This is a genomic window from Kitasatospora sp. NPDC001132, from assembly GCF_053598415.1.
The window spans coordinates 54022-69900 of record NZ_JBSFKF010000010.1 but is presented as its reverse complement, the minus strand read 5'-3'; the positions used below and the strand labels follow the sequence as shown (position 1 = coordinate 69900).

At 74.1% G+C, this 15879-nt stretch carries 13 protein-coding genes; 3 read left to right on the top strand and 10 right to left on the bottom strand.

Features of this window, described 5'->3' with window-relative positions; all coding sequences use genetic code 11:
• Positions 1-125: 125 nt before the first annotated feature.
• The 4 genes from ACWDBE_RS16160 to ACWDBE_RS16145 form a co-directional block, all read right to left on the bottom strand.
• Positions 126-896 carry an ABC transporter ATP-binding protein gene (locus tag ACWDBE_RS16160; RefSeq protein WP_449808345.1) on the bottom strand — a complete coding sequence of 257 codons (771 nt, stop codon included), beginning with the start codon at positions 894-896 and terminating at the stop codon, positions 126-128.
• Positions 893-1756 (bottom strand): ABC transporter permease, encoded by an 864-nt coding sequence (locus tag ACWDBE_RS16155; protein WP_449808344.1) that lies wholly within the window; start codon positions 1754-1756, stop codon positions 893-895. The genes ACWDBE_RS16160 and ACWDBE_RS16155 overlap by 4 nt, the downstream gene beginning before the upstream one ends.
• Entirely contained in the window at positions 1756-2784 is a 1029-nt protein-coding gene (locus ACWDBE_RS16150; RefSeq protein WP_449808343.1) for an ABC transporter substrate-binding protein, read from the bottom strand. The genes ACWDBE_RS16155 and ACWDBE_RS16150 overlap by 1 nt, the downstream gene beginning before the upstream one ends.
• Before the next feature lie 79 nt (positions 2785-2863).
• Positions 2864-3961: an ABC transporter substrate-binding protein gene (locus ACWDBE_RS16145; protein WP_449808342.1), complete on the bottom strand. Its 1098-nt coding sequence runs from the start codon at positions 3959-3961 to the stop codon at positions 2864-2866.
• 426 nt (positions 3962-4387) lie between these two features.
• On the opposite strand from ACWDBE_RS16145, the gene ACWDBE_RS16140 reads away from it, so the two are divergent.
• The gene (locus ACWDBE_RS16140) at positions 4388-5170 is read left to right on the top strand and encodes an IclR family transcriptional regulator (RefSeq protein ID WP_449788868.1); all 783 of its coding nucleotides are present in this window, start codon (positions 4388-4390) and stop codon (positions 5168-5170) included.
• 165 nt (positions 5171-5335) lie between these two features.
• Here ACWDBE_RS16140 and ACWDBE_RS16135 read toward each other — a convergent pair whose 3' ends face one another.
• From ACWDBE_RS16135 to ACWDBE_RS16110, 6 genes are all read right to left on the bottom strand, one after another.
• Positions 5336-6256, bottom strand: coding sequence for a winged helix-turn-helix domain-containing protein (locus tag ACWDBE_RS16135; protein ID WP_449788869.1), 921 nt, complete (start codon positions 6254-6256; stop codon positions 5336-5338).
• A gap of 485 nt (positions 6257-6741) precedes the next feature.
• On the bottom strand, positions 6742-6930 hold the full coding sequence (locus ACWDBE_RS16130) for a hypothetical protein (RefSeq protein ID WP_449808341.1): 189 nt from the start codon (positions 6928-6930) through the stop codon (positions 6742-6744).
• Between the two features lie 419 nt (positions 6931-7349).
• Entirely contained in the window at positions 7350-7901 is a 552-nt protein-coding gene (locus tag ACWDBE_RS16125; RefSeq protein ID WP_449788887.1) for a GTP-binding protein, read from the bottom strand.
• A gap of 103 nt (positions 7902-8004) precedes the next feature.
• Complete coding sequence (locus ACWDBE_RS16120; protein WP_449808340.1) at positions 8005-8604, bottom strand: DUF742 domain-containing protein; 600 nt, start codon at positions 8602-8604, stop codon at positions 8005-8007.
• Between the two features lie 8 nt (positions 8605-8612).
• Positions 8613-9032: a roadblock/LC7 domain-containing protein gene (locus ACWDBE_RS16115; RefSeq protein ID WP_449788872.1), complete on the bottom strand. Its 420-nt coding sequence runs from the start codon at positions 9030-9032 to the stop codon at positions 8613-8615.
• Complete coding sequence (locus ACWDBE_RS16110) at positions 9029-12148, bottom strand: sensor histidine kinase (protein ID WP_449808339.1); 3120 nt, start codon at positions 12146-12148, stop codon at positions 9029-9031. Before ACWDBE_RS16110 ends, ACWDBE_RS16115 begins: the two co-directional genes overlap by 4 nt.
• Positions 12149-12546: 398 nt before the next feature.
• Between ACWDBE_RS16110 and ACWDBE_RS16105 the strand changes: the two genes are divergently transcribed.
• Both ACWDBE_RS16105 and ACWDBE_RS16100 read left to right on the top strand, forming a co-directional pair.
• Positions 12547-14373, top strand: coding sequence for an AMP-dependent synthetase/ligase (locus ACWDBE_RS16105; protein ID WP_449808338.1), 1827 nt, complete (start codon positions 12547-12549; stop codon positions 14371-14373).
• A 232-nt stretch (positions 14374-14605) separates the two neighbouring features.
• Entirely contained in the window at positions 14606-15754 is a 1149-nt protein-coding gene (locus tag ACWDBE_RS16100) for a polysaccharide deacetylase family protein (protein ID WP_449808427.1), read from the top strand.
• Positions 15755-15879: the final 125 nt, after the last annotated feature.

Sequence of the window (15879 nt, the reverse complement as noted above, 5' to 3'; positions counted from 1 at the left end):
GGGCTCGGTTTGTCGGATGTCGGAGAATGCGGCGGGATGCGGGGGAGTTCGGTGGTACTCGGACGTGAGTGAACGTCAGTGGATGTCGGTGGGCGTCCGTGGGCATCGGTAGGCGTCGGTGGGCGTCAGTGGACGCCGAGGTCGGCGAGCAGCCGGCGCCGGAGGTCCGCGAAGGCTGGGTCGGCCGGGTCGCGCGGGCGCTCGACGGTGACGGCTTCGTCCCGGGCGAGCCGGCCGTCGCGCAGCACCACGACCCGGTCGGCGAGCCGTACGGCCTCGTCCACGTCGTGGGTGACCAGCAGTACGGCCGGGCGGTGGCGGCGCACCAGGTCGCCGACGAGGTCCTGCATGCGCAGCCGGGTGAGCGCGTCGAGGGCGGCGAACGGTTCGTCGAGGAGCAGGAGTCGCGGTTCCCGGACGAGCGCCCTGGCGAGTGCGACGCGCTGCGCCTCACCGCCCGAGAGGGTGGCGGGCCAGGCGTCGGCGTGCCGCTCCAGGCCGACCTCGGCGAGCGCCTTGAGCCCGGTCTCCCGGGTCGCGGCGCCGCGCGGCAGACCGACCGTGACGTTGGCGAGCACCCGTTTGGACGGCACCAGTCGAGGCTCCTGGAACACCACCGTGCGCACCGGGGGGACGAGCACGGTTCCCCCGTCAGCCCGGTCGAGCGCCCCGAGGATGCGCAGCAGCGTGGTCTTTCCGGTGCCGCTGGCGCCCAGCAGGGCGACGAACTCGCCGCGGACGATGGAGAGGTCGATCCGGTCGAGGACCGCCCTGGTGCCGAACACCCGGCGCAGACCTCGCAGGTGGACGGCCGGGACGGCCTCCTCGGGCCCGGAGGCGGACGAGGGCGTGGTGAATGGGGCGAGCGTGGCGGTGCCGGTCGGGTCGGTGGTCATCGGGCCGCTCCCTGGACGGCCTGGCGCCACGGCATGAGCACACGTTCCAGGACTCGGACGATGCCGTCGGCGGCGAGGCCGAGCAGCCCGTAGATCAGGATGCAGACGGCGAGGACGTCGGTGCGCGAGTAGTTCTGCGCCTGGGCCATCAGGTATCCGATGCCTTCGGTGGAGTTGATCTCCTCGGCGGCGATCAGGGCGATCACGCTGAGCGTCATCGACAGGCGCAGTCCGGACAGCAGCGAGGGCAGCGCGCCGGGCAGCACGACCGTGCGCACGAGCGCCCAGCGGCCGAGGCCGAAGCTGCGCATCGCCTCGACCAGCTTGCGGTCGGTGCTGCGGACTCCGCCCGAGGCGGACACGTACATCGGGAAGCTGGTGGCGACCGCGATCAGGGCCACCTTCGCGGTCTCGGTGATGCCGAACCACACCATGAACAGCGGGACGAGGGCCAGGAACGGGACGGTGCGCAGGATCTGGATCGCGGAGTCGAGCAACTCCTCGCCGAGGCGGGTGAATCCGGTGACCACACCGAGCACCAGTCCGGTGGTCGCGCCGAAGAACAGGCCCAACCCGGCGCGGGTGAGGGAGACGGACAGGGCGTCGGTCAGCTGGCCGTTGCCCCACAACTCCCCGACGGCCTGGGCGACCTGGGCGGGTGAGGCGAGCACGTCCTGGGTCAGCGCGCCGGTGGCCGAGGCGAGCGCCCAGCCACCGAGCAGGGCGAGCGGACCGATGGTGCGCAGGGTCACGGCGAGCGCGCGGGGGCGGGGGCGCAGGCGCCGGCTCTGTGGGGCGACCAGGCCGGCGGCCAGCGCCGCCCGGGTGTCCGCCGGTGGGAACTCCTCGGTCGTGGTCATCACTTGGCCACGTCCCCGAGCTTGTTGACGTCGATCAGGTACGGCTTGACGTCCACCAGTTGCTTGGTGACCTTCTGGTCGGCGAAGAACCGGGCGACGGTGGCGAAGCGGGCGGTGTCGGCGTCGGAGATGGCGTCGGCGGGGGTGCCCTGCCGGCTGACGTTCACGGCGACGTCCTTCTCCGCGGGGGTGACGGCGGTCGGGCCGGCGTCGGTGAACACGTTGAGGTAGCCGGCCGGGTCGGCCCTCTCCTTCTCGCCGTTCTCGCGCAGGTATCCGTAGAAGGCCTTCACCACCTCGGGGTGCTTGTCGGCGAAGCCGCTGCGCACCGCCCAGACGGCGTAGTTGTCGGAGCCGACCTCCTGGCCGTTGACCAGGAAGTGTGCTCCGGTGTTGGCGATGGCGGGTGTCGAGAAGGTGTTCCAGGTCGCCCAGGCGTCCACCTGGCCGGAGTTGAAGACGCCGGAGGTCTGGTCGGCGCGCAGGTAGACCCGTTCCACCTTGTCGGCCGGGACGCCGTTCTTCGCGAGCGCCTTGAGGAGCAGGTATTCGCTGGTGCCGCCCTGGGAGACGGCGACCTTCCTGCCGACCAGGTCCTGGACGGTCTTGACGGGTGAGTCGTTCTTCACCAGGATCCCCTCGCCGACGCCGTCGGGCGCGGTCTGGGCGAACAGCTTGAAGCCCGGCTTCTGGGCGAGTGCGGCGACGGCCGAGGTGATCGAGCCCTGGGCGACGTCCAGTTGGTCCGCGGAGAGGGCCTGGGCGGCGGGGGCGAAGGGGCCGGCGCTGCCGGTCCAGGCGACCTTGGCGTGGACGGCGGCGAGGGCCTGGTCCAGCGAGCCGTCCTTCTTGCCTCGGGCGAGGAAGCCGTTGTTGCCGGGGTCGGGCAGGCGGAGCACGACCTCGGCCCTGCCGTCGGTCCCGCCCCCGGCGGAGGCCTTGGCCCCGTCGGTGGACGAGCCGCAGGCGGCCAGGGCGGTGGAGGCGAGCAGCGCGGTGGCGGCGCGGGCGAGACCGGGGATCTTCACGGGGATTCTCCAGGTGAGTGACAGATGGCAGCGGACAGATGACAGCTGACAACTTTCGAAATCTGTTAGCTGAACGCTGTCAGCTGAAGTCTGTGATCTGAACGCCGCCGGCACCGACACCCGCCCCGACACCCGCCCCGGCGCCCCCGCCCGTACCCCCGCCCGAACGCCGCACCCGCAGCAGCTCGCGGGCCGCGCGGAGCGGCTCCGGGTCGACCCACGCCTGCACGTCCACCGGCGCGGCAAGGAAGCCCTGCTCCCTGAGGAATCGTTCCTGCAGCGCCAGCAGGTCCAGCCGCTCCCCCGACAGGTCCAGGTGCAGGGTCCGGTGGCTGCCCGGCGCATAGGCTCCGACGACGCCCTCCGCCCCAGCGCCGGTCTCGACCCGCAGGATCCGGCCCACCTCCTCCGGGTGCTCCGCCGCCCAGTCGGCGGACTCCAGCAGCACCGCGAGGAAACGGGCGACCAGTTCGGGGTGCTCGTCCAGCAGCCGCTGGTGGACGGTGATCGGCCGGGGCGTGCCGTTGTTGACCCGACTCCGGCGGTCGGGTGCCGCATCCAGTTCCACGGCCACCTCCGCACCGATCCGGCGGGCCGCCTCGACGGCGAGCGCCCCCTTCACGTACACGGCGTCCACCGTGCCGTCCCGCAGTGCGGCCAGTTCGGCGGACCACTGCCCGCCGCCGGGGATCCCTGGGACGTCCACCGGTTCGGCGTCCGCCAGGGTGAGGCCCGCGAGCCCGAGGGCGCCGCGGAAGCCGGCCAGCGCCATGGCCCGCCAGAAGTCGATGCCGATGTCATGATGTGGGACTGCCAGCCGCAGCCCGTGCAGCTGCTCCGGCCCGGTGACGCCGCTGCCGGCCCGGACCAGGACCACCTGGCGCTCCTCGATCCAGGTGAGGCCGATCAGCCTGGTCGCCTCGCCGCGCGAACGGGCCCACAGCGCGGGGACGTTGCCGCCCTCCCGGAACAGGCCGGTCAGCGCGTGGGTGTAGTGGTGGTCAGCGGCCACCTCGGGCGGAGCATCCTGCAGCGAGCGGACGGCGATGCCGTCGGCGGCGAACTCGCGGGCGAGCCGGCCCTGGTCGGCGGCGATCCCGGTCGCGGTGGGCACCGGGCAGCGGGTGAACCAGAGCGTGTCGGGAAGCGCGGAGGGGTTCTGGATACGACTGGACAACGGAGTTGGTCCTCTACGGGGGCTCCGGCGACGGCCGGAGGAGGTCGGGATCGATCACCGCACGATGGCCCAGGAGGCTTGGTGCGCAAGGGAGTTGTACGCCACGATGCAGGACGGGCCGGGCGCGGAGGGGTCGGTCAGCGACAACACGCATGGAAGGGGAGACACCGGTGGGACGTCACGGCGCTTCTCCTTCCGTGGAGTCGGGGCGGGCGCCGCCCGGGCCGAGTGGCCGTCCGGCGCGACACGAGGAGCGTTCCACGGCGGGCGAACCGGAAGCAAGCTTTTGCCACATGGTGGGATCAGTTGTTCATCAACGCCATTCCATTGCAACGTCATCGACACATTCCCGCAGCACTGGCTGCCCTACGCTGAGACCCCGCCTCCGGCCGCCCGTCCGGAGTTCCCATCGAAACGCGAGGTGCCATGGCCGAGGCCGCCACCGCCGTCCAGAGTCCGCCGGCCGGTGCGCAGGCCGTCCAGCGCGCGCTCGGGCTGCTGCACTGCTTCCACGACAACGGCCCCGACCTGAGCGCCTCGGACCTGGCCCGCCGGATGGGCCTGTCGGTCTCCACCGCGCACCGGCTGGCCCGCACGCTGGTCAGCGCCGGGTTCCTGGAGCAGGACGAGCAGACCGTCCGCTACCGGCTCGGTCCGGCCGTCGCCGAGCTCGGCCAGCTCACCTTCCACCAGCGCGGGCTGCACCTCGCCGGACCCGAGCTGGAGCTGCTGTCCAGGCGCACCAAGGCGACGGCCGACCTGGCCATCCGCAGCGGCGCCCACGCGGTGATCCTGGTCGGCGGCTCGGTCCGCCCGGACACCGGACTGGGCCTGCGCCGCCCGCTGCACTCCACGGCGCTCGGCAAGGTCCTGCTGGCCTGGCCGCGCCCGGGTGAGACGGCACCGCCGGCACTCGGCCCGCTGCCCTCCTTCACCGACCGCACGATCACCGAACCCGCCGCCCTGAGCGAGGAGTTGGCGAAGGTGCGGACGGCCGGTCACGCGCTGAACGACGGCGAGTCGGCGGCCGGGGTGCGAACCGTGGCCGTACCGGTCCTGGACGGCGCCGGGCAGGCGCGGTTCGCCCTGGCGGTCCGATCGACGCCCGCGCACCTCACCGACGACCGGCTGGACTGGTTCCTCGGCCACGCCCGCAGCTGCGCCGACGCCCTCGCCGTCCTCCTCCTGCCGCCGGACCAGCGCCCCTGACGGTCCGGCGGAACACCACGGCCCGGAACACCACGAGCCGAAACTCGACGAGCCCGAACGCGACGAACCGAAGCGCGACGAACCGGAACTCGACGAAGCAGCGGACCGCCCGTCCACATCCGGGACGAGCGGTCCGCTGCCGGACCGAACGGTGACGGCCCGCCGTCAGACCGCGGCCGGGGTGTACTTGTAGCCGACCCGGCGGACCGTCACGATGGTGTCCCGGTAGGCCGGTCCGAGCTTGCGGCGCAGCCGGGCGACGTGCACGTCGACCGTCCGCCCGTCCCCGACGTGGCCGTAACCCCAGACCGCGGAGACCAGGTGGTCCCGGGTGTGCACCCGCTGCGGGTGCTCGGTGAGGTGGGCCAGCAGCTCGAACTCCAGGTACGTGAGGTCGAGCAGCCGCCCGTCGACGTAGGCGTTGCGCCGCTCGGTGTCGACGGCGATGCCGCGTCCCGCCGGGCGGACCGGACGGACCCCCGAGGCGGTGTGGGCGGCGGAACCCGCGTGGGCCCCGGGGACGGCGTGGCCCCCGGAGGCGGCGATCCCGGCAGCGGCAGGACCGCCCGACAGGCCGGCCGTCCCCGGGCCCGCGGCCCCCGCCGCCAGGCTCTCGGCCGGCACCAGCACCAGGTACCCGACCAGCGGGCCGCCGTTCGCGCCGCCGGTCTGCGTGCCGTACTGCGCCAGCAGGCCCTGCGGCAGCACGCCCTGCGGCAGGGTGGCGACGACGGCCGCCCCCTCCGGCAGCGCGGCGAGCAGCGCCTGGGGCACCTGCGGGGCCACCGCGCCCGGCTGGGCGACGGCGGGGGCCGGGACGGCCGCCGGACGAACCGGACCGGCGTGGGTCAGCCCGGCGTGGGCCGGACCGGCATGGGTCGGCCCGGCGTGGGGCGCACGGGCCGCCGCCCCGGGCCAGCGGTCGGACACCGGCGCCGAGGGGACGGACGGCCCGGCGGCCCCCGGCGCGCCGGGACCGACCGGCACGGTGACGGGAACGGAGGAGACCGGAGGGACGGAGCGGACCGCGCGCAGGTGCGGGGTCGCGGTGGGCAGGGGCAGGGTGGCCGTGGAGGAAGAAGACATGGTGTGCCGCTCATTTCGCGCGTGACGGACGGGGTGGAGTCGTCTGCGCGTCGACCGGGCGTACTGCCTGAGCTGGACCGGGTCGAACCGGGTCAGCGGGCGGCGGGCCGGGACGCGCTGGGCGAGCCGGGACACGTCTGATCGAACAGGTGCGGCTGCCGGGACGGCCAGAACGGCTCGAGGTCGGGGCGACCCCGTCGGCTGTCCGCGGCACGGCTCCCGCACCGGTTCCACCGCCCGGTCCGTCCACCCGCGCGCATCGCGGGGGCCGACCCGGTCGTTCGGGTACGGCCGACGAGGCCGGGGACGGTGCTGGGGCAGACGATGTTCACTGGTGCTCTCTCCGCTGGGCGGGTCCGGTTGGTCGGCCGCGGCACGCCGGACGGGCGGTCCGCTACGGCCTGGTCGACGGGTTTCGGCGGTGCGTCGGGCGGTGGGCCGGGTGGGCCGTCAGCGCCGGGGACGTACCGGGAAGGTCAGGCCGGTCAGCGACAACACGCGCTGCAGATCAGCGCGTGGTCGATGTAGCGGCGGACGGTGAGCGCCGGATCGGCGGGACCGGGCACGGCGGCGCCGGTCATGGAGGCACCGGTCATCAGGGAGCCGGGCATGAGGGCACCGGACGTCGGGGAGCCGGGCGCGGCGGTGATGATGCGTCGTCGGCCGACGGTCATCCTGCTGCCCTCCCCCTTCGTTCTCCACCCGGCGGCGCACCGCTGCCGGAGCCCGCCGACGATGCCTCGCCGGTTCGTCGAAGGCCGTCCGCCGGTCGCAACGCCCTTGTGAACGTGGCGTTTCCGGCGCTCCCGACGGCACGGCCGGGCGGCCTTCGACCACAGAGCCTTCCACGGCCGGGGCGGTCTAGGCAACCTTCCGCGCAGTGATCGTCCGGGATGTGGACAGCTTAATGAGACGGATAGCGGAACGCGCAGGTCGGCGCGTCCACCCGCCGAGTCGTCGCACGGCGGAACCACGGCCGGCTCACGGCCTTGGTCGGATCGGTACCGAATCGCGCCGAGCCGGAGCCGAGCCGGGCGGGCCATACCGGAGCCGGGCCGGGCGGGTCAGGATCCGAACCGGAGCCGAGCCCCCCTCAGGCGCCGACCGTGGCGCGGCGGCGTCTGAGGGACGCGACGTGCTCGACCAGCGCGACGAGGAGATCCTTGCCGTCCTGCCGCACCCGCGCGTCGCAGAGCAGCACCGGAATGTCCCGGTCGAGGTCGAGCGCCTCGCGGACCTCGTCCGGCGCGAACCGTTCGGTGCCCTCGAAGCAGTTCACCGCGACCAGGAACGGGATGCCGCGCTGCTCGAAGAAGTCCACCGACGGAAAGCAGTCGGCCAGCCGCCGGGTGTCCGCGAGCACCAGGGCGCCGAGCGCGCCGCGGGCCAACTCGTCCCAGACGAACCAGAACCGGTCCTGCCCGGGCGTGCCGAACAGGTAGAGCGCGAGCCCAGGCCGAAGGTCGATCCGTCCGAAGTCCATCGCCACGGTGGTGGTGCGCTTCGCCTCCACCCCCGAGGTGTCGTCCACCGGGCGGCCCAGCTCGCTGAGCTCCTCCTCGGTGCGCAGCGGCCGGATCTCGCTGACCGAGCCGACCAGGGTGGTCTTGCCGGCGCCGAAGCCGCCCGCGACGAGGATCTTCACCGCGACGGCCGGACCTCCGCGCCAGCGCGGGTCGTTGACGTTCGCCGGATGGGGCGCGGTGTCGTCCCGGTACGGCCCGGTGGCGACCGGGTGGGGGTGGGGGTCAGAGCGCACGGAGTCCATTGATCACGTCTCGCAGCAGGCGCTCGTCCGGCAGCTCGGCGAGCGGAACGGGTCGGGTGACGCTGATCAGTTCGGCGTCGTAGAGGTCGCCGAGCAGTACCCGCACCACACTGACCGGCAGGTCGGTGTAGGAGCCGAGCTCGGCGACGGAGAGCGGCTCGCGGCGGCACAGGGTGAGCAGCGTCTGGTGCTCCGGGTCGAGGACGTGCGCGGGCACGGCCCCCGCGACCGGCCCGGGATCGACGGCGGTGACCAGTGAGATCAGGTCGAACAGCCCCTCCTCGACCGGCTGGGTGCGGCCGCGGGTCATCGAGTAGAGCCGCACCACCGGGCCGGCCTCGTCGTCGAACCAGCGGTCGTCGACCGGGGTGCGCGGCCGGAACAGGTCGACGTCGGGCCCGTCCGGATCCGCCTGCCCGTTCCCCGCCACGGCCTCCGGACCGCCCGGACCGCCCGCGCCGCCCGGACCGTAGGCACCGGCAGAACCGCCGACGCCGGACGGCCCGGCCGTGCCTACCGGCACCTGGGGGCCGTCCGACGTCTCGGGGCCGTCCGGCACATCCGCCTTCGGATCCGCCATCGGACCGCTCATCTCACCGGCGGGGCGGTTTCGGTGCGCGGTTCGGCGGCCATGTGCTCGCCGACCCGCTTGACCAGCAGCGCCATCTCGTACGCGATCTGGCCGATGTCCGCCTCGGCCTCGCTCAGCACGGCCAGGCAGCTGCCGTCGCCGGCGGCCGTGATGAAGAGGAAGGCCTCGTCCAGCTCGACCATGGTCTGCCGGACGCCACCGACCTTGAAGTGCCCCCCGGCGCCCTTCGCCAGGCTGTGGAACCCGGCGGCGACGGCGGCCAGGTGCTCGGCGTCCTCGCGGCCGAGGTCGCGGGAGGCACCGGTGGCCAGGCCGTCGTTGGAGAGGATCACCGCGTGCCGCAGGGCCGCGACGCGCCCCACCAGGTCGTCCAGGAGCCAGTTGAGGTCCCCGGACGACTGCATCGACGTGGTCATGAATCAGTTCCTTCCGCTGGAGCGGGTGGTGCGTGTGGAGCGGGTGGTGCAGGTGGTGCGGGTGATGCGGGTGATGCGGGTGGCGCGGGTACGACAGGTGGTGCGGGTACGGCAGGTGGCGCGGGCGCACCGGTGTCCGGGCTCCGGCGGACCGGCTGCCCGGGCGGCACCCGACGCGCTAGCGGCGCCCGGCCGGTGTCCTGCGGCGCGGGCAGCGCCGCCGGGGCGGGCGCCGGGCCGATCGCCCGCCGGGACCGGTCCGGCGGCTGCCAGACCGGTACGGCGGTGGACCGTCCCTCCGTCCGTCCGGGACGATCGTCGGGCGTGCCGGGACGATCCGTCAACGGAGCACCGGGGCGGTCCGCCGGCGCACCGGTGCGGCCCGTGGACGCGCCGGTGGACGCACCTGTGCGGTCCGTCGGAGCCGTGGCGCCCCGCCCCTTGGTGAAGCCGCGCTGGAACGAGGCGAAGGTGGCCCGGGCCTCCTCGGGCGAGCGCTCCCTGACCTCGCGGGTCTCCCCGCCGTCGGTTTCGGCCCCGTTGCGGAACCGTTCCTTCAGCTGTTCCGTGAGTTGGTCCCTGAGCTGCGGCGCCAGGTTCGCCTGCCGGACCCGCCGGGGCAGGCCGCCCGCCGTCCGGAGCGGCGCGGCGTCCGCGGCGGGACCGGGAGCGGAAGCGGGAACGGAAGCGGAAGCGGAAGCGGGAACGGCGTCGGCCCGCCCGACGGCGCCGGTGGCGTCGTCGCCGTCCGCCACCACCGGACCGGCCCCGGCCGGACCAGCCCCAGCCGGACCGGCAACCGCACCTGCAGCCGCGACGGCCGCCTCGGCCGCGGCCACCACCGCGTCCTCCCGCCGGTGACGGCCCGTCCCCGGCGCGTCCTCGGTGTCCGCCGCGGGAGCGGGGACCAGCACCGGCCCACCCCTGCTCCGGGAGGCCCGGCGCGGCAGCCCGCCCGGCGTACGGCCCGCGTCGGGCGCGGAGGGCCTCGGCCCGCCCGTCGTCCCGCGGTGCTTGCCGACCAGGCCACCCGAGCCGCCGTCGGCGCCGGCTCCCGCGCGACCTCCGGTAGCCGCACCGGCCCCGGCACCGCCGGACCCGAGCGTGGCCGCCGACGGGGTGGCTCCCCCCGACCCCGGCACCGCGACCAGGTCCCGCTGCCCGCGCCGGCCGCCCGCCGCGGACCGCTTCCCGGCCGCGCCCGGCTCCGGCATCCCGTCCGGAGCCTCCGCGAGCAGCTCGCGCGGGATCAGCGCCACCGCCGTCGTCCCGCCGTACGGGGACGGCCGCAGGTGCACCCGGATGCCGTGCCGGCGGGCCAGCCGGCTGACCACGAACAGGCCCAGCCGGTCGGTGTCGGCGAGATCGAACTCCTGCTCCACGGCGAGGCGTTCGTTGATCTCGGCGAGCAGCTGCTCGCTCAGTCCGAGGCCGCGGTCGTCGATCTCCAGCGCGAAGCCGTGCGCCACCACCTCGCCCTGGACGGTGACCTGGGTGCTCGGCGGGGAGAACACCGCGGCGTTCTCGACGAGTTCGGCGATCAGGTGGGTGACGTCCGCGACGGCGCTGCCGAGCAGGCCGGTGCCGGGGAACGGCCGGACGATCACCCGGGCGTAGTCCTCGACCTCGCCGACCGCCGCCCGGACCACGTCCACCATCCGGACCGGCTTGCGCCAGGCGCGCCCGGGCGAACCGCCGGCCAGGATGATCAGGCCCTCGGCGTGCCGGCGCATGCGGGTGGTGAGGTGGTCGACCTTGAAGAGGTCCTCCAGCTCCGCCGGGTCCTCGGTGCGACGCTCCATGGTGTCGAGCAGGGTGAGCTGGCGGTGCAGCAGCACCTGGCTGCGCCGGGCCAGGTTGACGAACACCGCCGAGACCCCGCGCCGCAGTTCGGCCTGTTCGACGGCGGCCTCGACGGCGGCCCGCTGCACCGCGTTGAAGGCCTGGCCGACCTGGCCGATCTCGGAGTCCCCGAAGTGCAGCTCGGGGGCCTCGGTGGCCACGTCCACCGACTCGCCGCGGCGCAGCCGCAGCATGACGGACGGCAGCCGGGTGCCGGCCAGCTCGTCGGCCGCGTTGCGCAGGCCGATCAGCTGCCGGGCCAGACCCCGGCCGATCCGGAACGAGATCATGATCGACAGCACCACGGCGACCAGGCCGATGGCACCGGCGATGCCGCCGCGCCAGAGCAGTCCGATCGAGGTGGACCGCGCGCGCTCGTCCAGCCCGGCGGAGATCCGGCTGTTGATCGAGGCGAGGTCGCCGAGCGCCCGGTCGGCGGTCTCCCGCCAGGAGTCGCTGTTGAGCGCCTGCACCACCCGGTCGGGGCCGCCGGCACCGACGAAGTCCGCCTCGGCGCGGGCGAGCGCGCCCCAGGCCTCGCCGCCGCGCAGCGCGATGTAGTCGGACTGGTCGGCGGGGTCCAGCTCGGCGACGTAGACGGTGAACAGCGCCTGCTGGTTGTGCAGGGCGTCCAGCGCGGCCTGGTACTGCTCGGCGGTGGGCTTGGCGGCGCCGGTGCGCAGGCCCTCCATCGCCGCGTCCTCCTGCGACAGGTACTCGCGGGCGCGCACCAGCTCGATCAGGATGGTGCCCTGGCGGGGGAGCTGGCCGCTCTGCCGGGCGACGTAGGCAGACCGGAAGCCGAACACCGGCTTGACCAGGTCGCTGTACTGGCCCAGCGCGAACTCCCAGTTCAGCGCGGAGCGGCCGACCTGGGCGCGCAGCGGCCCGAGCTGGTCGGCGGCCGCGATGATCTGCACGAAGCGGCCGCGCTGGGGGGCGGAGAGCTTGCCCGCGGAGCCGTCCTTCTTCTGCCGCAACACCTCCAGGCTGCGGTCGGTGGCGGCCTTGGCCTGTTCGTAGGCCTCCCTGGCGACCGGCGAGCGCGGGTCCGCCAGCCGCTGGACGGCGGCGCGGCGCTCGTTCTGCAGGTCGCCGGTGTACTGGTCGACCGGGCCCTCGAACTCCTTGTACGTACGGCTGATGCCGAGCTGGCTCCAGACGTCCCCGGTGGTGGCGATCGTCGCGTACGCCCACAGGGCGGCGAGCGCGACGATGGGCACCAGGAGCAGCGCGATGATCTTCGCGCGGATCGAGCTGCTGCGCAGACGCATGGAGTCCTCGGTCGGGGATGGCCAGGCGCGGACGGGGAGCGGTGGGGTGGCGTGGGGCCGGGCCGGACAGCGGCGTGGGGTGGTGTGGAGGTGCTGAGGGAAAGGTCGGAGGAGGGTTCCCGGCCACAGGTCTGCGAGACTCTACTACGCCGTCACCACTCCTTCGAGAGGCGGTGATGCCCGCCGGTGCCCGGACGGCGGGGTTGACAGCGGGCCCCGTGTCCTCCCCGGTTCCTCACCGGTTCCTCCCCGCGCCTCCCCGCGCCTCCCCGTGGGCGGCACCACCCGAGGCGACCCGTGCCGATCTCGTCGCGTCACCGTCACAACCCTGGGCAGTGCCGGGACGATCCGATAGTTTCGGCCCACCCCGTACCACCGGCACCGAACTGGGGAGGACCGTGCGCGAGTTCACCACTCCCGCCCCGGCCGCGTCCGAGGCCACCGGAGGACTCGCCGACTCCCTCTACGACACCGCCGAGCGCACCCCCGACCTGGTCCAGCTGTCCCGGCGGGCCGAGGACGGCCAGTGGCGGGACGTCACCGCCCGGGAGTTCCGGGCCCAGGTGCTCGCCCTGGCCAAGGGCCTGCTCACCCATGGCGTGCGCTACGGCGACCGGGTCGCCCTGATGTCCCGCACCCGCTACGAGTGGACACTGTTCGACTACGCACTCTGGTCGATCGGCGCGATCACCGTCCCCGTCTACCCCACCGCCGCCGCCGAGCAGGTGCGCTGGATCCTCGCCGAGACCCAGGCGGTGGCCTGCCTGGTCGAGGACGAGGACGCGGCGATGACGGTCGGCGCGGTCTGTGACGCGTTGCCCGACCTCACCGGAATCTGGCAGCTGGACCGCGACTGCGTCGCCGCGATCACCGAGGACGGCCGCGGCGTGCCCGACGCCCTGGTGCACCGCCAGCGCCTGGGCGTCGCCGCCGAGAACGTCGCCACGGTCGTCTACACCTCGGGCACCACCGGCCGCCCCAAGGGCTGCCTGATCACCCACGCCAACCTGGCCGCCGAGGCCGACGCCCTGCTCGCCGGGTGGGGGGACGTCCTGCGCGACACCGGCGGCGGCCGTCCCGCCACCCTGCTGTTCCTGCCGCTCGCGCACGTCTACGGACGGGCCGTGCAGATCGCCGCGATCCGCGGCGGCTTCCGGATCGGGCACGTCCCCGAGGTCTCCACCGACGCGCTGCTGCCCGCGCTGGAAACCTTCCGCCCGACCTTCCTGCACGCCGTCCCGTACGTCTTCGAGAAGATCTTCCGGCAGGCCCGGCGGGCCGCCGAGGACGCCGGACGCGGCGAACTCTTCGAACAGGCGCGGCAGGTGGCCGTCGACTGGGCCTCCGCCCGGGAGCAGAAGGCGTTCGGCCGCGGCCCCGGCCCGGGTGCGGCCCTTCGGCTGCGTCACCTCGCGTACGAGCGGACGGTCTACCCGAAACTGCGGGCGGTGTTCGGCGGCCGGGTGCGCAGCGTGATGTGCGGGGGCTCCACACTCCGGCGCGAACTGGGTCTGTTCTTCACCGGCGCCGGCCTCCAGTTGTACGAGGGCTACGGGTTGACCGAGACCACCGCCGCGATCACCGGTAACCCGGTCGGCCGGCAGAAGCTCGGCACGGTCGGGCAGCCGGTGCCGGGCGCCTCGGTGGCGATCGCCGACGACGGCGAGGTGTGGGTGCGCGGCGGCTCGGTCTTCGGCGGCTACCTCAACCATCCGCGCTGCACGGCCGAGTCCCTGGTCGACGGCTGGTTCGCGACCGGCGACCTGGGCCGGCTGGACGAGGACGGCTACCTCAGCATCACCGGCCGCAAGAAGGACCTCATCGTCACCAGCAGTGGCAAGAACCTGGCCCCGGCGGCCCTGGAGGAGCGGGTCGAGGCGCACCCGCTGGTCTCCCAGTGCCTGCTGGTGGGCGACGACCGGCCGTACGTGGCGGCGCTGATCACGCTCGACCCGGCGGCGTTGGCGCACTGGCTGAAGACGCGCGGGCGGGAGCATCGGGACCCCTGGGCGGTGCTCGCGGACGAGGACCTGCACGTGGAGGTCCAGCGTGCGGTGGCGGTCGCGAACACGGCGGTCTCACGGGCCGAGTCGATCCGCGCGTTCCGGCTGCTGCCACGGGAGTTCAGCGAGGAGCAAGGGCTGCTGACCCCTTCGCTCAAGCTGCGGCGGGCGGCGATCGCCGAGTACTACGCGGCGGACATCGATGAGCTGTACCTGTCCTGAACCGGCCCGGCCCGCCCGAACCCGACGTTACCGTGCCAGCCCTGACGTACCGTCTTGTCGCTTGTGTCGCGGGCGCGGTGGCCGGGCGACGACCGCCGGGTTCATCCACCGTTCCCTTGACGACCCTATTGGTCTAGTCCATTGTTGCGACACGTTCCCGAGTTCCACGGTCCGATTCCGCTCACGCCCTCCCCACGGGCGTGCCCCCACCTGCTGGAGTCCCCACGTGTCGATGTCCATGCGCCTGTCCGCGCTGGCCGCCTCGGTCGCGCTGCTCACCGGCCTCACCGCGCCGAGCGCGCAGGCCGCACAAACCGCGCAGACCGCACAGACCACTCAGGCCGCACAGGCCGCACGGACCGTCAACCTCGCCACCAACCCCGGATTCGAGGCGCCCTCCCCCGACCTCGCCGACTGGGGCAGCATCCCCGGCTGGACCTGTACCGGCGGACCGGCCGAGGCGGCCGTCACCGCCACCGCCCCGCACGCCGGTGCCTCGGCGCTGACCGTCACCCCGGCGAACGCCGACTCCACCGGCGAGTGCGCGCAGACCGTCGCGGTCCGGCCCGGCACCACCTACACCGCCTCCGCGTGGGTGCGCGGCGACTTCGTCCACCTGGGCGCCACCGGCACCGGCAAGGACGTCGCGCCCGCCTGGACGGAGACCACCGGCGGCGGCTGGCAGCGGCTGAGCACCCGGTTCACCACCGGCCCGAACGCGCACAGCGTCCGACTGTACGTGCACGGCTGGTACCAGCAGGGCCCGTTCTCGGTGGACGACGTCCGGGTGGACGGCCCCGCGCCCGCCCCGGCCGTCGCCGCGGGCTCCGTCCCCACCGACGACAAGGTCGTCTTCTTCACCGTGGACGACGGCTGGCAGCGCACCCCCGAGGCGGAGCGGTTCATCGCCGACCACCGGCTGCCGATCACCGCCTTCCCGCTGCCGATGCCGGCCGCCGCCGACCCGGCCTTCTTCCGCCGGGTCACCGCCGTGCCCGGCTCATCGGTCCAGGACCACAGCGTCTCCCACGCTGACCTCAGCAAGCTCCCGCTGGAACAGCAGCAGGTCGAGATCTGCGACGCCCGGGACGCCATGACCCGCCTCTTCGGCACCGCGCCGACGTTCTTCCGCCCGCCGTTCTTCGCCTGGAACGCCGACACCCTCCAAGCCGCCGCCAACTGCGGCATCCGCACCGTGCTCACCGCCGACGCGGACTTCAGCTGGGGCGCCTCCAACATCTGGCACCCCGGCCTGCTGCAGCCGGGCGACGTGGTCCTGATGCACTGGACCGACACCCTCGCCGCCGACCTCCAGCGAGCCCTCGCCGCCGCCGACGCCGCCGGACTCAAGCCGGCCGGCCTGGTCGACTACCTGCGCTGACGGGCACCGCCGTGGGGGCCCCCCCCCCCCGGGGGGGGCCCCGCGGGGGGGAACGCCCCCGGGGCGCCCCCGCGCCGTTTCAGCGCCGGCGCCGCCCGGCCCAAAAGAGGGGGGGGCCCGCGGGC

Bases quoted from the DNA above. Each gene is read 5' to 3' on its own strand.
- ACWDBE_RS16160 (WP_449808345.1), bottom strand. From the start codon at position 896: ATGACCACCGACCCGACCGGCACCGCCACGCTCGCCCCATTCACCACG.
- ACWDBE_RS16155 (WP_449808344.1), bottom strand. From the start codon at position 1,756: ATGACCACGACCGAGGAGTTCCCACCGGCGGACACCCGGGCGGCGCTG.
- ACWDBE_RS16140 (WP_449788868.1), top strand. From the start codon at position 4,388: ATGGCCGAGGCCGCCACCGCCGTCCAGAGTCCGCCGGCCGGTGCGCAG.
- ACWDBE_RS16135 (WP_449788869.1), bottom strand. From the start codon at position 6,256: ATGTCTTCTTCCTCCACGGCCACCCTGCCCCTGCCCACCGCGACCCCG.
- ACWDBE_RS16130 (WP_449808341.1), bottom strand. From the start codon at position 6,930: ATGACCGTCGGCCGACGACGCATCATCACCGCCGCGCCCGGCTCCCCG.
- ACWDBE_RS16120 (WP_449808340.1), bottom strand. From the start codon at position 8,604: ATGGCGGATCCGAAGGCGGATGTGCCGGACGGCCCCGAGACGTCGGAC.
- ACWDBE_RS16115 (WP_449788872.1), bottom strand. From the start codon at position 9,032: ATGACCACGTCGATGCAGTCGTCCGGGGACCTCAACTGGCTCCTGGAC.
- ACWDBE_RS16110 (WP_449808339.1), bottom strand. From the start codon at position 12,148: ATGCGTCTGCGCAGCAGCTCGATCCGCGCGAAGATCATCGCGCTGCTC.
- ACWDBE_RS16100 (WP_449808427.1), top strand. From the start codon at position 14,606: ATGTCCATGCGCCTGTCCGCGCTGGCCGCCTCGGTCGCGCTGCTCACC.